Annotated in this window: 15 protein-coding genes; 9 read left to right on the forward strand and 6 right to left on the reverse strand. The window is 45.9% G+C overall.

The window, feature by feature from the left end; all coding sequences use genetic code 11:
* The first annotated feature begins 90 nt into the window (after positions 1-90).
* On the forward strand, positions 91-474 hold the full coding sequence (locus HF974_04860; GenBank protein ID MBC2697671.1) for a hypothetical protein: 384 nt from the start codon (positions 91-93) through the stop codon (positions 472-474).
* On the opposite strand, the gene HF974_04865 is transcribed toward HF974_04860, so the two are convergent.
* Positions 475-1515 (reverse strand): (Fe-S)-binding protein, encoded by a 1041-nt coding sequence (locus HF974_04865; protein MBC2697672.1) that lies wholly within the window; start codon positions 1513-1515, stop codon positions 475-477.
* A complete protein-coding gene (locus HF974_04870; protein MBC2697673.1) occupies positions 1512-2891 on the reverse strand; it encodes an FAD-binding protein in 1380 nt (459 codons plus the stop codon). Before HF974_04870 ends, HF974_04865 begins: the two co-directional genes overlap by 4 nt.
* A 146-nt stretch (positions 2892-3037) precedes the next feature.
* On the opposite strand from HF974_04870, the gene npdG reads away from it, so the two are divergent.
* Both npdG and HF974_04880 read left to right on the forward strand, forming a co-directional pair.
* Positions 3038-3691: an NADPH-dependent F420 reductase gene (gene npdG / locus HF974_04875; protein ID MBC2697674.1), complete on the forward strand. Its 654-nt coding sequence runs from the start codon at positions 3038-3040 to the stop codon at positions 3689-3691.
* 143 nt (positions 3692-3834) lie between these two features.
* On the forward strand, positions 3835-5760 hold the full coding sequence (locus HF974_04880) for an aconitate hydratase (GenBank protein MBC2697675.1): 1926 nt from the start codon (positions 3835-3837) through the stop codon (positions 5758-5760).
* Between the two features lie 361 nt (positions 5761-6121).
* Here the strand turns inward: HF974_04880 and crcB are convergent, their stop codons facing one another.
* Positions 6122-6499: a fluoride efflux transporter CrcB gene (gene crcB / locus HF974_04885; protein MBC2697676.1), complete on the reverse strand. Its 378-nt coding sequence runs from the start codon at positions 6497-6499 to the stop codon at positions 6122-6124.
* Positions 6500-6680: 181 nt separating this feature from the next.
* On the opposite strand from crcB, the gene HF974_04890 reads away from it, so the two are divergent.
* From HF974_04890 to HF974_04910, 5 genes are all read left to right on the forward strand, one after another.
* On the forward strand, positions 6681-9410 hold the full coding sequence (locus HF974_04890; GenBank protein MBC2697677.1) for an HAD-IC family P-type ATPase: 2730 nt from the start codon (positions 6681-6683) through the stop codon (positions 9408-9410).
* A 114-nt stretch (positions 9411-9524) separates the two neighbouring features.
* Positions 9525-10076: a hypothetical protein gene (locus HF974_04895; GenBank protein ID MBC2697678.1), complete on the forward strand. Its 552-nt coding sequence runs from the start codon at positions 9525-9527 to the stop codon at positions 10074-10076.
* Positions 10077-10190: 114 nt separating this feature from the next.
* Entirely contained in the window at positions 10191-11114 is a 924-nt protein-coding gene (locus HF974_04900; protein MBC2697679.1) for a UbiA family prenyltransferase, read from the forward strand.
* A gap of 69 nt (positions 11115-11183) precedes the next feature.
* A complete protein-coding gene (locus HF974_04905) occupies positions 11184-12302 on the forward strand; it encodes an NAD(P)/FAD-dependent oxidoreductase (protein MBC2697680.1) in 1119 nt (372 codons plus the stop codon).
* A 151-nt stretch (positions 12303-12453) separates the two neighbouring features.
* Positions 12454-12678 carry a type II toxin-antitoxin system HicB family antitoxin gene (locus HF974_04910; GenBank protein ID MBC2697681.1) on the forward strand — a complete coding sequence of 75 codons (225 nt, stop codon included), beginning with the start codon at positions 12454-12456 and terminating at the stop codon, positions 12676-12678.
* A 103-nt stretch (positions 12679-12781) separates the two neighbouring features.
* On the opposite strand, the gene HF974_04915 is transcribed toward HF974_04910, so the two are convergent.
* A complete protein-coding gene (locus HF974_04915) occupies positions 12782-13150 on the reverse strand; it encodes an energy-coupling factor ABC transporter ATP-binding protein (GenBank protein ID MBC2697682.1) in 369 nt (122 codons plus the stop codon).
* On the opposite strand from HF974_04915, the gene HF974_04920 reads away from it, so the two are divergent.
* Positions 13086-13238, forward strand: coding sequence for a hypothetical protein (locus HF974_04920; GenBank protein MBC2697683.1), 153 nt, complete (start codon positions 13086-13088; stop codon positions 13236-13238). The genes HF974_04915 and HF974_04920 overlap by 65 nt on opposite strands.
* A gap of 546 nt (positions 13239-13784) precedes the next feature.
* Here HF974_04920 and HF974_04925 read toward each other — a convergent pair.
* Together HF974_04925 and HF974_04930 are read right to left on the reverse strand one after the other, a co-directional pair.
* The gene (locus HF974_04925) at positions 13785-14258 is read right to left on the reverse strand and encodes a hypothetical protein (GenBank protein ID MBC2697684.1); all 474 of its coding nucleotides are present in this window, start codon (positions 14256-14258) and stop codon (positions 13785-13787) included.
* A gap of 8 nt (positions 14259-14266) precedes the next feature.
* Positions 14267-14593 (reverse strand): hypothetical protein, encoded by a 327-nt coding sequence (locus HF974_04930; GenBank protein MBC2697685.1) that lies wholly within the window; start codon positions 14591-14593, stop codon positions 14267-14269.
* Between the last annotated feature and the right edge of the window lie 178 nt (positions 14594-14771).

Consider the following 14771-nt stretch of genomic DNA (forward strand, 5'->3'; position numbering starts at 1 on the left):
ACATAAGCTGGGTTTTACACCAACACTAAAATTTTTAAAACCCCATCCGTTCAATAATTTAATCTATTAGTAGACTCAATATATGATTGTATGTCACTCCCCACAGTATGCCCAAAGACAGGATCAGGTCAATGTATTGGCAATAAATGTCAAATGTACGTCTTGGACTGGCGATCGAATGAAGAATACTGTATTTTAGGATATTACTCTGCCTCGAACCGGAAAAACCTGGGCGAACCGGTAGTGGACAATTATGCAGCCAAGGTAAGATCAAATAGTAAGAATTCTACTAAAGTAGCAATCTTCGTAGATGACAGGTCTAAGTCCGACAGCCTCAAGGAAACTGAAAAACCAGGGCGGCAATCCAGGCAGGCAGCCGACAATGTGACATTGAAGGTCAAAAAAACAAAGAATATCACAGATCTTGGCGATATCCCTGACGATTATGAAGAGCAGTTCTGGGATAAACTCTGATCATTCAATAGCCATCCAAACAAGGTCTGCCAGGTCAAGCACCTTTACTCCTGTATCTGACAGATTCCTGAAACAAAGAGGACATGACGTTACCAAATAATCTACTCCGCCAGGTATATTCTCTTTTAATTCCCCTGCCATGGAACCTGAGAGTTCTGGATACCCCAGCCTGACACCGCCCCCTCCACCGCAACAACTGGCTTTTTCCCTTGATGCATCCATTTCCACAAGAGTGCATATTTCTTCAATAACCTTCCTGGGTGCATCATATATCCCATACGCCCTGCCAAGGTGGCACGGGTCATGATAAGTGACTGAGATGTCAAGTCTTCCGGCAGATAGCTCATCAAGCCTTTCTCCCAGGAACTCTGATAAATGCAGCACGTTAAATCCCTGGTATTGTTCCTTTAGCATGGAATAGCAGCCGGCACAGCCAACAATGACCGTGTGTGCACCCGCAGCCTCGATCTGCCTGGAATTATGTGCAATAAGATCGGATGCGTCCAGCCCCATCCTGAATAGCGGCGAACCACAGCACTGTTCATCCTCCAGGAATCCTACCCCGAACTTACTCAGTATTCCGTAAGTAGCCGTCGCAGTGGACTGATACCTGTATGAGGCCAGACACCCTGCAAAATAGACATATCCTGAATCTACGGGAACATGGGTTTCGGTGAGCCATGCAGTCCTTGATGACCTTTCCCCAAGCGAATTACCAGTATTGCCTATGCGCTCCTGCATTTCTACCTGATGTGTAGCTGTAAGTCCAAGTTCTACAAGTTTACGCCGGGCGGCCCTGGTCACCTGGTGTGGGTCTGCGCCTGACGGGCATTCAGTAACACACTGCTGGCATGTGGTGCATGTCAAAATACTTGTGATCAAACTATTTGAAGGCTCAAGCCCAAAAGCCATTCCCAGTGCCATCTGCATCCTGCCCCTGGCTCCTGATGATTCCCAGCCCTGCACCTGCTGGGAGGGACATACCGTACGGCAGCGGCCACACTTTACACACTTGACAATGTCCCTGAGGTATTCCCTCATTTTAGACCCACCTTCTGTGGGTTCATAATATTACACGGGTCCAGAGCCTTTTTGATAGATGCCATAACATCCATTGCGCTGCCGTGCTCTTCATCCATATACATCCCCCGGGCACAGCCAATACCGTGCTCCCCTGACACTGTACCGCCCAGCAGCAGGGCTGCCCTGTGTATATCATCAGCCGCCTGTTTCAGCACTTTCCACTGATTTTCATCAAGCGTATCAATGGCCATGCCCGTATGCAGGTTGCCGTCCCCTGCATGACCGTAGGTCATGATAGTGAGACCGTGTTTCTTTGAAATAGTACTTATCTCTCTTAGCATTTCAGGGATAGCTGACAGGGGTACTGCCACATCCTCGCCGATATAGACCCTGGTCTTTCCCGGACTTAGTCGTGTCACGGCGGCACCTGCCAGGCGGCGTGCAGCCCATAGTTCCTCCATCTCTGACTCTGAATTGGCTATCCTGACATTAAACGCTCTAAGTTCTTGGCAGCAGTCTGCCACCTTGATTGCATCTGATTCCACGCTGCAGGGTGCACCATCCACCTCAATAAGCAGCAGGGCCTCACAGCCCGGGATGTTGAGGTCAGAATCATATGTATTTACTGCCCGGATGGTTGTACTGTCCATTAGTTCACAGGCAGAGGGCACTAACCCACGACCCATAATAGCAGATACTGCACTGCCTGCAGCTTCCAGGTCATTGAAATGGGCCAGCACTGCCGCCCTGGCTTCAGGCAGCGGGTGTATCTTCAACCTGGCTCCTGTAATGACGCCGAGGGTGCCCTCCGAACCTACCATTAATGCAGTGAGGTCGTACCCAGATGCCGATTTCATGACCTTGCCGCCGGTTTGGATGACTTCTCCGTCCGGCATCACCACTTCCAGGTCCAGTACGTAATCAGTGACTGTGCCGTATTTTACCGAACGCATACCACTGCCCCTGTTGGCTATCAGTCCACCCAGGGTGCACATCTCGCTGCTACCCGGGTCTGGAGGGAAGAAGAAACCGTAGGGTTCAAGTGAGCGGTTCAGGTCTGCGTGGATGAGTCCGGGCTCCACCAGTACCTGCAGGTTCCTGATGTCAATATCAAGTATCTTGTTCATCCGGCTCATATCCAGCACGATACCGCCCTGTAAGGGTACGGCACCTCCGGCTAGGCCAGTACCTGCACCCCTGGCAGTGATAGGTATGCGGTGCTTGTGGCCCAGTTTAACGATTTTTGATACTTCTGCTGTGGTACAGGGCATGACCACATAGTCAGGTGTGCCGGTTATGTATGAAGCGTCATAGGAATAACAGTACAATTCTGCCGGGTCATTGGAGATGCGGGATGTTGGGACGATATCCTGGAGTTTCTTTAGTAGATTCATTCACTTATAAGTGATTATTATTAATTATTTATAAGTTTCTATGAGAGTATCTTTTTTTGGGTCAATATATGTAAGTTATAAATCTCCGGTAGTGTCTCTTACACAAACATTTTATATCCATAATTATACTGGGAATGTGTGATTCTATGAAAATAGCAATACTTGGCGGAACCGGAAGTATTGGAGAGGGACTTGCTCTCAGGTGGGCCGTTAAACATGAAGTATTTGTCGGGTCAAGGAAACTTGAAAAAGCACAAGCTTCAGCTGATAGATACCGGAAAATACTGGAAGAATCGGGTGATACCTGCACTATCACAGGATGCGTTAATCCGGTTGCTGTTGACCAGGCCGACGTGATTGTACTATCAGTGCCATATGAGCATGTATCGTCAACTATCGAAACAATCAAACCTTACCTTAGGGACCAGATCATAATCTCTATTGTTGTGCCGATGAAAAAGGTTGGCCATTTACTTTATACACCACCGGAATCCGGTTGTGCGGCTATGGAAATCCAGAGTTTGCTGCCTGAAAGTGTAAAACTTGTTTCTGCCTTCCATAATGTCTCTGCAAAAAAGCTTGCCGATATCAAGAAGAAACTGGATATGGATGTATTCATCTGCGGCGACCATGAGGAAGCAAACAATGTGGTGAGTGATCTGGTGAGTGATATCCCGGAACTGAATCCAATGATGGCCGGGCCTTTAGAGGTTTCATGCATGGTGGAAAGTATCACTCCCTTGCTGGTCAACCTGGCTGTATTAAATAAGAAGAAGCATCTGGGAATAAAGAGTGTATGATCGGGGAGATTTTATTCATCATCATTCCCATTTCGATATCTAATAATTTACAAGTTGATCATGAAATAAGATAATTGCATAAACTATACATTATAGTATTAAATAATCCGACATACAGCCAATTTTTAATCAGGTGACCCCTAATGACCATGAACCTAACCCAAAAAATAATCTCATCCCATCTCGCCAAAGGCGAGATGAAACCCGGCCTGGAAATAGCAATAAAAATAGACCAGACCCTTACCCAGGACGCCACCGGCACTATGGCGTACCTCCAGTTCGAAGCCCTGGACATTCCACAAGTAAAAGTACCCCTGGCAGTCAGCTACGTTGACCACAATATGCTCCAGGCCGGATTCGAGAACGCAGACGACCACCGCTTCCTGCAGACATTTGCTAACAAGTACGGTATCCATTTCTCAAAACCAGGCAACGGTATCTGCCACCAGGTGAACCTGGAGCGGTTCTCAAAACCCGGTAACACCATGATAGGTTCGGACAGCCACACCCCAACAGGCGGCGGTGCAGGCATGCTGGCTATAGGTGTGGGTGGCCTGGATGTTGCAGTGGTAATGGGCGGTGCGCCCTATTATGTGAAAATGCCAAAAGTGGTTGGAGTGAAATTGACAGGCAAACTCAAGGTCTGGGTATCTGCCAAAGACGTCATCCTGGAGATGCTGCGGCGGCTCACAGTAAAGGGCGGTGTTGGCAAGGTCTTCGAATACTACGGTCCTGGCGTGAGTACCTTATCTGTACCAGAGCGGGCCACCATCACAAATATGGGTGCCGAACTGGGAGCTACAAGTTCCCTCTTCCCGTCCGATGATATAACAAAAGAATTTTTCAGGATGCAAGACAGGCTCGACGACTACAATGAGATATCGGCAGACCATGATGCAGAATATGATGAACACATTGAGGTCAACCTCAGTGAACTGGAGCCCATGATGGCAAAACCCGGCTCTCCTGATGCTGTTGTAAAGGTGTCTGAGGTGGAGGGTACACCTGTGCAGCAGGTCATTATCGGTTCATGTACAAATTCCAGCTATAAGGACCTGATGCTGGTCGCAGGAGCAGTAAAAGGCAAAAAGGTAGATCCTTACGTGAGTTTGCACATTACACCAGGCTCCAGGCAGGTACTGGAGACCATTATTCGTAACAGGGCACTGGTTGATATGGTCTCGGCAGGTTCACGTATCATGGAAGCCGCATGTGACGGATGTATCGGACTGGGTTCATCCCCTCCTTCTAACTCCGTGTCCATCAGGTCCTTTAACAGGAACTGGTCCGGGCGCTCGGGTACTATGGATGACAGTGTCTACCTGGCCAGCCCCGAGGTCTGTGTGGCAGCCGCCCTTACCGGAAAGATAACTGACCCGAGAAAACTGGGCGAGTACCCGGAGGTGGAATGGCCTGAGAGTTTTGTTACCGATGATTCCATGGTGATCAGGCCGTCAGATGACCCGGGGTCTGTTGAAGTGATACTGGGTCCGAATATCAAACCCCTGCCTAAAGCCGAACCCTTATCAACTGATCTTGAAGGTGAGGTACTGATAAAACTGGAGGATGATATCAGCACAGACGGTATCATGCCGGCAGGCCCGAAGATACTACCCCTGCGCAGTAACATCCCTGCCATTAGTGAACATGTGTTTTCACAGATCGACCCCGGTTTCCCTGCAAGGGCAAAAGAGAAGCAGGGTGGTTTTATCATTGGCGGCGATAACTACGGCCAGGGTTCAAGCCGGGAACATGCTGCACTGGCACCGATGTACCTGGGAGTTAAGGCGGTCATTACCAAATCATTTGCCAGGATACACAAGGCTAATCTTGTGAATTTCGGCATTCTGCCCATGGAATTTGCCAACCAGGCAGGCTATGATGCAATTGAGCAAGGGGATATTTTAAGGTTTAGTGGTGTCAGGGAACTGGTAGAAGGCGGTGCCACAAGCATACCTGTGCAGGCCGGGTCGAACAACTTTGAGTGCATACTGGATATATCAGACAGGCAGCGGGAGATCATCCTGGCTGGCGGGCTGCTGAATTATACGAAGATGATGCACGGTTAGAATCGGAAATTAATCATACTACAGCAAGTATAAAGTCAGAAATTAATCATACTATAGCAAGTATAAAGTCGGAAATTAATCATACTACAACATAGGTCATTTGACCGAGATGTAAATAGTTATTCCATGTCTGCTTGTGACTTTTTAATTTTTTCTGTATAAATGGATCGTGGCGAAAAAATTCACCGCAGAGGACGCAGAGAGGCGCAGAGAGGCGCAGAGATGTGTTGTTTGTCTCTGCGCTCTCTGCGGTTTTTTGAATCGTCCTAGAAAACTTACATGAAATTCTTCGAATAACATGCACAAAAAGATGAAAGAACCCAAGGGTACTTTCATGCTAAATAATAAAAAGTCTCTGGGTTTATATGCTCAATGACGTTACAATGAACCTGCCAAAGTAAATTCCGGAAATACTCAACACTATATTCATCAGGATATTCCCATACCCCATCATTACATTGGATTCATTGAATAAACTTACCGTTTCGTATGAAAATGTTGACATGGTGGTGAATGAGCCCAGAAGTCCTATAGCTATAAAATTCCTTGTCGAATCAGAAAAATATCCCTGGTATAAATTTGAGAATATCAAAAATCCCAGGACCAGGCACCCGATAAAGTTGACCAGAAGAGTCCCGTATGGAAAATTCTCATGTTTGACCAATCCTGTCAGGTAATAACGAGACGTAGCGCCCAGGAATCCACCTATTCCAATTATTAAGAGCGTTTTGTATCCCAAGTCATTATCTCCTTTGGTTAGTGTGCTGTTTATCGTGATTTGTTGTTAATCATAAACGCTGGCCTGTAAATTGTTTTAGTGGGATAGCTATGTTTTAGTGGGATAGCTATGTTTTATTGGATGGAATTATTTTACTGGCATATATATTTAGTGACATAGTGTCATATAAAATCTGAGAGTAATGAAAAAATCCATATCATCAAATGAAACCACATGGCATCAGCTATCTGTGGAACAGGCTTTCGAAACCCAGCAGTCAGGACCTTCAGGACTGACCACGGATGAGGCAAAAGCAAGACTTGCACGTTATGGATGCAATGAACTAAAATTCAAGAAACGCAGTGCTCTTGTTCGATTCCTGATGCAGTTCAACAGTCCGCTTATCTATATTTTACTCGCCAGTGCCGCAGTCACAAGTGCTCTTTATATTTGGGAAGGCGCGGATATGTTGATAGATACTGTGGTTATTCTTGCCGTGGTTCTTGCAAACACTATCATCGGTTTTATCCAGGAGGGAAAAGCCGAGGCATCGGTAGAGGCGCTTGGGAAGATGATAGCACCTGAGTGCACTGTCCTACGGGATAATAATAAGAAGAAAGTCATACCTGCAAGGGAACTTGTTCCAGGGGATGTCGTAATCCTTGAAGGCGGGGATAAAGTTCCTGCAGATATGCGGCTGTTTTATGCACGGAACCTGAGCGCAGATGAAGCAGCCATCACAGGAGAATCCGTGCCTGTGACCAAGCACATAGACCAGATTATGGGATACGCAACATTTGGGGACCAAAAGTGCATGATATTCAGCGGCACCTTCATTACAAAAGGAACGGGGTCTGGAATCGTTGTCGGTACCGGGGAGCAGGCAGAGATTGGAAGGATCGCAAAACTGATACAGGAAACAGAGAAGATTGTAACCCCGCTCACAAGGAGATTAGCAGACTTCACCAGGTTCCTTATCATTGCAATACTCGTGATCACCGGTCTTAATTTTATACTGGCAGTAAGGTTTGGAATTGAGACGAGTAAAGCGTTTCTCGCGTCAGTGTCCCTGGCGGTCGCTGCAATACCGGAAGGACTGCCTGCGGTTGTAACGATGGCACTGGCATTCGGTGTGACCGCGATGGCGCAAAAGAATGCAATCATCAAGAAACTGCCTGCTGCAGAAACCCTTGGATGCACTAGTGTCATATGTTCGGATAAGACTGGAACGCTCACCAAGAACCAGATGACAGTATCGCGGATATATTCAGGTGAAAGGGACTACATGGTAAGTGGAGTTGGATACGAGCCAAAAGGCGAATTTACTCCATCCCATAGGAGTAGAGAGTTTATTGGAACATTAAGGGCAAGTTACCTTTGTAATAATGCGAGTATTGTGGAAGAAGATGGATATTCCATCATCGGAGACCCGACCGAAGGCGCACTGCTGGTTTGTGCAATGAAAACAGGTATAAAAGAAAAATTGTTGCGGCTGGACGAAATACCGTTCGAATCTGAGAAACAATATATGGCTACGCTGCATGAGATGGGTGAAAAGCAGATCATATTTGTGAAGGGGTCACCTGAGCGGATCCTGGAGATGTGCCAGACCCGGATGGTCGATGGAAGCATCGAACCGATAAACAAGGGAAATATACTTGAAAAAGCAGATGAGATGGCAGAAGAAGCACTCAGAGTGCTTGCCATGGCATATAAGAAAACTGATAAACGATCACTTGATCAAAGCGACCTTAAGGATATGGTTTTTCTTGGTATCCAGGGGATGATCGATCCGCCAAGAGAGGAGGCAATAGAAGGGGTAAGAAAATGCAGGAGTGCAGGAATACGGGTTGTGATGATGACAGGAGATTATGCAATAACAGCGAAAGCTATCTCCTGCAAACTCGGGATCAATGCAGACAGGGTGATTACCGGGGATGACTTGTCAAAAATGAGTGATGATGAACTGTATGATATCGTGGAAGATGTATCGGTATATGCACGGGTAGCACCTGAACACAAGTTCAGGGTCACAAAGGCACTGCAAAAACATAAGCACGTCGTAGCAGTCACAGGTGATGGCGTGAATGATGCACCTGCACTAAAGGCAGCAGACATTGGGATTGCTATGGGGATCACTGGAACCGAGGTAAGCAAGGAGGCATCTGACATGATCCTTGCAGATGACAACTTTGCAACGATCGTTGCTGCGGTGGAAGAGGGAAGGTATGTTTACAACAATATTAAAAAGGTTATTTTATACCTGCTCCCGACAAATGGCGGACAGGCGCTGCTGGTTCTGGGTGCGATCCTGCTTTCCCCATTTTTAATACTTTTCCACGACCGCCTTCCTCTCGAACCTGTGCAGATACTCTGGATCAATCTCTTAGCTGCGGTAGCACTCGCGCTGCCAATTATCAAAGAACCGATGGAGAATGATCTGCTCAAAAAACCTCCGAGGAATCTGGATGAACGTATAACCGATCCTCCGTTCTTCAAGAAAGTTGGATTGATCTCTATTGTGGTGGCAATATCAGGATTTGCAATGTACTACTACCACGGGATGCCTGCGATCGATGGAACCCTGAACACGGATATTGAGATCGATCGCCTGCTCACACAGGCGCAGACCGCTGCGTTCACAACAGTAATATTGGTGCATATCTGTTACGCCATTACTGCACGTTCGATCACAGAATCCGCATTCACGTTCAGTCCGTTCTCAAACAGATGGACGCTTGCAGGTATAGTGATCACTATTTTAGCACAACTTGCAATCGTCTATGCTCCCCCCTATATCGGGTTCAATCCGCTCAAAACAGCACCCCTGCCGCTCGACTGGTGGGGACTCATGATCCTGGTTGCGCTTCCGGGATTTTTTGTGATCGAGATAGAGAAGTGGCTGACGAAGCGGTTTGGGAGAAGGGAGTAGCGTACATTCAATAAGTTGCGGTTGATCTTGTTGGTGACCGCAAATAAACGTCTTGATGTGCAATACCGTTCATACAAAAAATATTTACATTTAGACAACATTTCAGGTATGACTATGAAAATCAGGATAAACGGCTGGCAGATCATTGTTATCATCCCACTTGTACTGGCTTTCGCCCCAGGCATCCAGGCACAGGAGGAAGTTCTGTTCAACGGCACTGGCTTTTATCTGTCTACAGGCCAGACCTGGACATTCCACCAGGATTATTCATTCACACTTAAAAGTGTTGACCAAAGTGGTGAACGGGGCTGGGTGCAATTAAAACTTAATAATGCTGTGGTCAAATCAGGCATTTTATCCAATAATGAAGTTTTTTATTACAATACCAGCACAAACGGGTCTAACGAAACTGTCATATTCAGCCTGAAAGTATCTGGAATATACTCGGGAGAGGATACCGATATTGTTACTTTTTCCCCTGTTTACCAGTACTACCAACCCGGACTTGCAGAGCCAACACCCATACATACACAAACACATGATAATTCCAATGATACACAAGGTACACCCGATCACACAAATGCTGGTGGAAAAATTCCCGGATTCCATGCAATTACAATAGCAATAATAATATGCATTTATAGTATATTGTTGCATAGAACCTGAAATCATCATTTAATATAAATGGTGATATAGTATAACACAAATCTACATGGCATCCTGTATTTATTAAATAACGTGATACTTATGCCAACATCAGCCAATAATGGAAACTGCAATATGGTGCGAGCGTATATCGATATGCTGCGACCCGAGATAGCTGATATGGACCTGGCACTTCCGGCTGCCAGTGCCCTGCTCGCAACCTATCTCATCAGCGGAGGTATGCCACCCTTATTCCCGTTCATCATTGCAGTTGTGGGTGCATATTTTGCAATTACCAGTTCCTATGTGTTCAATGATTACTGTGATGTGGATATCGACAAGATCAATCTCCCGAACCGACCGCTGCCATCTTTGCGGATCAGCCGCAAAAATGCACTGGCCTATGCCCTTGTACTGATGGTGATCGCCAGTACAGTTGCTGCCTTCCTGAATCCTGAATCACTGGTTGTTTTTATTATAGCTGCGGGCGTTATTACCCTTTATTCAAGTGTGGCAAAGCGGTCCACTTTCCTGAGTTTTGTTCCTGTTGGTATCTCATACGGGCTGGTCCCGATAGGTGTATGGCTTGCTTTTGACCCTGCTGGTATACTGAAAACAAGCATTGATAACCAGATACTACCCCTACCTGCAATATTCTTAGGGATAATGATATGTGTTACCGACTGGGGCTTTACCCTTAGCGGAGTGGCACGGGATGTGGAAGGGGATCGTGCCAAAGGCGCGCCAACCGTGCCTGTGACGTTCGGTATACCTGCCACTTCGAAGTTCATATTCCTGTGCTGGTTAACGGGTGTTGCGGCATCCCTGGTTATAGGGTATACCGCCCACCTTGGTCCGTTGTATTTTGCAGGTGTTATATTAGGCGGCGGCTGGATGCTGTGGCACTCCATTGATTTTATCAGAAATCCTCTCCCTGAAAGGGGGGGCAAGTTATTCCTGCAAGGTTCCAGGTACAGGGGTGTTATGTTCGGCTCCCTGATTATCGATGTGCTGCTCCTGATATTTATTAAGTCCACCGGATATCCTTTTATCTGGTAATACCGGAGTGGTTAGCAATTGAATGAGAATGTCGGTATTGTGGTGATCGGTGCCAGTCCTGCCGGGGTGATGGCTGCCAGAAGTGCGGCTTTGCAGGGGGCAAGTGTGACACTACTGGACCGTAAGGAGGATATGGGACATCCACCCCATCCCGCAAATACCTTTTTCAAGTTCATGATGGACCGTAACTGCGAGCCGATCCTGGATGAGTATGTACTTAACAGGTTGCAGGGTATGAAGATTATCTCACCGGGAGGTATCGCTATCGAGATCGAGACCCCTGGATATTACATCGACAGGCAGCGGTTTGACAGGCATTACAGGGATGAACTTTTAAAAGCAGGGGTGGACGTGCTTACTGGCACGGAAGCTCTTTTAGTGATGCGGGCCGGGTCCCAATTCAAGGTAAGTACATCTGATGGTATCCTTCTCCCAAAACTGGTAATAGTGGCCGACGGTATAGAGTCAAAGACTGCGGCCCGGATGGGGCTTAAGACCACACGTTATCCTGGAGATATTGCCTGGGCGATGGAGGCGGAGGTCAGGGCACCCGGTATCGGTGAGCCTGATATGTTCGAATATTATTTAGGGGACCATTCACCTGGCTGGAAGTCCACCTATTCACCGGCAGGGGGTGACCTGGCCACACTGGGAGTATATGTCAGGCGTCATGGCAGGGATGTTTCTGCTTTCTTTGACAGGTGGCTTGAGATGTTCGCTAGGATGAAGGGGTATGATATCGATGATATTGAGATAATTGCCACGCATACAGGGGGTGACCCCATAGCCATGGTCCCATACCAGTTAGTCTCTGACGGGTTTATGGTAGCGGGCGGCGCGGCTGGCCAGAGCGGTATAGGCTACGGTATGCGGGCCGGGCAGATATGTGGTGAGGTGGCTGCGGCTGCGGTTGCTGAAGGTAATGTAACGGCTGGGAAATTACGGGAATATGTAAAACGCTGGAGAGGGGAGTTTGCCAGCGAGTACTGGATGGGGCGCATGGGCCTGGAACTGGTGCGCAAGATGACAAATGAGGAGATCGATACTGTGGTGTCGGTGTTTGCCGGGAGGGACCTGTCATCGCTTAAGGGAACACCGCTGGTGCAGGCTGCTAAGGTAGGGTTGTTTATTGCAAGGCATAAGCCGGCGGCGCTTTGGGCTTATAGGGCTATGCTGAGAAGGAAGTGAAGGGTGTAGATTTTACTAAACTCCCAAATGGTAAGATAATCACATTGCCCTGTTCAAGTGACCTGAAAGCTGGTTTACTTCGAGCAGAAATCAAAAAAGCCGGGTTGACTATGGAAGATTTCCAGATGTTAATACAATAGGAGATAAGATTATGGAATATACAGTACTTGATTACAAGGATGAAGAAGGAGGCTTTTGGGCAGAGGTACCAGCCCTTCCTGGTTGTTATTCTCAAGGCGAGACAGTAGAAGAGACAATGGAAAATGTGAAAGAAGCGATTGAGACACACATAATAGCTTTGAAGGAAGATCTTCAGGAGATACAAGCCAATAAGGAATTTGTTATTGGAAACGTGACTGTAAATACAACTGCTTAATATAAATAAATTATATCTGATTCCTTTGATAACTTTTAGTTGTTTTTGAGCTGGATTTTCACTTCCTGCCCCGCGTACCGCTCCAGTTCCTCAAGCGTAAGCATCACCGGAATATCTCCCCTCGCACATCATTACACGCCCGGGCCAGCAGATGCGGCTCAATGGACGCCTCCCCAGGAATATCAGGTTTCGAAAAAACCTCACGAGTACCAGCATCCATCAATATCCCTCCCCCCTTCATCACAATGGTCCTGCTCGCATATTCTGTCACCACACCCATGTTATGGCTTATCAGGATTATCGTTTTTCCAGTCTCGTTCAACATCTTCATGCGGGCCAGGAACTTGTTCAGATGTCCCCTGTCCTGCCCGGTAGTGGGTTCGTCCAGCACGATAATACCAGGGTCCATGGACAGTATGGAAGCAACCGCCAGCCTCTGCCTCCGGCCCTGGCTCAGTGAGTGCGGGAGCATTGACGAGGTGCTGCTGAATATCAAGATGAGGGCACAGATAAAAAGGATAATTGCCGGGGCTGGCAGGAGCAGGTCCGAACTGGTATAGGGCGATATGGTGGGGCAGGCTAATAATATGTTCTGGTTGATAATGAATGAATTGCAGAATGGAGATGGGGGCGTGGATTTGGGTGAGGTGTATGGCCGGTGGTGTGGGGGGTATGAGGGGATTGTTTTGAAACGGTGATCATTTGGGTTATGGCAAATTTTGCAAAAACATGATATTGACCGGATTTTAATGTTTCAATTCCATCTGTAGTCCTGAAAATGTCGCGCTGGACCTCATCAAGAAATATTTATTTAGCGTGGGGAAGAACATTTGTTGGCACAAAGTTACGATCATGGCTTTGCCGGAAATATATGGGATTTTGTTGAGTAGAATTTCAACACAGAATTCAATTAAATATAATTGATAATTATCCCAAAACCACTATATACAGACCCTGGATTTTTGTCCAGGGCATACCGGTGACTGAGGTTATAGAGAATTATGCTCTTTAATTGCTGATAAAATCCATATTCATCCAATCACTAAAATTAGGCGCAAATGCGATTTAAAAATGCCCTAAACATGCACTATAAAGGAAGAATAATATTAATCTTTTAGAATATTTTCTTTTGCTTTTATAATTGTCCGGTCTTTCTTTTCAATATCTTCGATTAGATTTTTTAATTTCTCATAATTCAGGATATTTTTTAATTTTAACGCTCTCAAAACGTCTTCTAAATCCAGAAAATATGTATTATTTTTTTTGCAATGACTTTTTACAACATTATCATTCGTTATCAAAACACCATTCCTTGATTTGCATAATGCTAGCAATTGGCACTCACCCTCATGCAAATCTTTTTCATTTTCTAACAGATTTCTGAAATCTCTAAATTCATCTTCCGAAAGGAGAATAATTTCAACTTCAGTTAAGATATCATCCAAATAAGGATATCCTGCACGTTTAGCCCGCACAAGTTCTTCATAAATTGATGGAGCTATATTTAGGTTTTGGAAAAGCACCTTAAGATATTTTATACCCCCAACTTTTACAAAAGCACTTAGAATATCTGTGTCCACAAAAAACATCAAATTATTCCAATTTTTTTCAGTTTGGTGTCCATTTCTAGAGCAGATTTACCTTCAGTTTCTCTTACTATACCTCTTGCTGCCATAACCTCTTTGAACTCTATTGTAGTAAAACCCGAAAGTTCAGCAGCCCTAGCTATTGAAATTTTCCCATTGAGATAAAGTTCTATACTTAGAGATATTTTTAATTCTGTTTTTGTATTTAATAGTGTCCTGAAAGCGTCTCTTAATAATTCTGACTTTGAAGTATAATACCCTCTTTTTACAAGAATATCAACCTCTTCATTCATATTATCTGAAATGTCTAATGCTTCCATTTCATTCACAGAATTACTATTGAATTCAAAACTTTAAATAGCTTTTTAAATATAACTGAACTAATTTTTGTTAATCGATCGCAAGCGCCTGATTATATACATAAAAATCAAGAAAAACTTAAAATGTCAAAAGAATGAACATCTTCCTGATGCCTCCCGTTTAAAACGGGAGATCGTTGCTCTACCC

Source organism: ANME-2 cluster archaeon, assembly GCA_014237145.1.
Taxonomy (GTDB): Archaea; Halobacteriota; Methanosarcinia; order Methanosarcinales; family Methanocomedenaceae; genus Methanocomedens_A.

Excerpts from the sequence above, each read along its gene's own strand:
- HF974_04865 (MBC2697672.1), bottom strand. The coding sequence starts at position 1,515 with ATGAGGGAATACCTCAGGGACATTGTCAAGTGTGTAAAGTGTGGCCGC.
- HF974_04900 (MBC2697679.1), top strand. The coding sequence starts at position 10,191 with ATGGTGCGAGCGTATATCGATATGCTGCGACCCGAGATAGCTGATATG.
- npdG (MBC2697674.1), top strand. The coding sequence starts at position 3,038 with ATGAAAATAGCAATACTTGGCGGAACCGGAAGTATTGGAGAGGGACTT.
- HF974_04910 (MBC2697681.1), top strand. The coding sequence starts at position 12,454 with ATGGAATATACAGTACTTGATTACAAGGATGAAGAAGGAGGCTTTTGG.
- HF974_04860 (MBC2697671.1), top strand. The coding sequence starts at position 91 with ATGTCACTCCCCACAGTATGCCCAAAGACAGGATCAGGTCAATGTATT.
- HF974_04920 (MBC2697683.1), top strand. The coding sequence starts at position 13,086 with ATGGACAGTATGGAAGCAACCGCCAGCCTCTGCCTCCGGCCCTGGCTC.
- HF974_04905 (MBC2697680.1), top strand. The coding sequence starts at position 11,184 with ATGGCTGCCAGAAGTGCGGCTTTGCAGGGGGCAAGTGTGACACTACTG.
- HF974_04870 (MBC2697673.1), bottom strand. The coding sequence starts at position 2,891 with ATGAATCTACTAAAGAAACTCCAGGATATCGTCCCAACATCCCGCATC.
- HF974_04895 (MBC2697678.1), top strand. The coding sequence starts at position 9,525 with ATGAAAATCAGGATAAACGGCTGGCAGATCATTGTTATCATCCCACTT.
- HF974_04880 (MBC2697675.1), top strand. The coding sequence starts at position 3,835 with ATGACCATGAACCTAACCCAAAAAATAATCTCATCCCATCTCGCCAAA.
- HF974_04915 (MBC2697682.1), bottom strand. The coding sequence starts at position 13,150 with ATGCTCCCGCACTCACTGAGCCAGGGCCGGAGGCAGAGGCTGGCGGTT.
- HF974_04890 (MBC2697677.1), top strand. The coding sequence starts at position 6,681 with ATGAAAAAATCCATATCATCAAATGAAACCACATGGCATCAGCTATCT.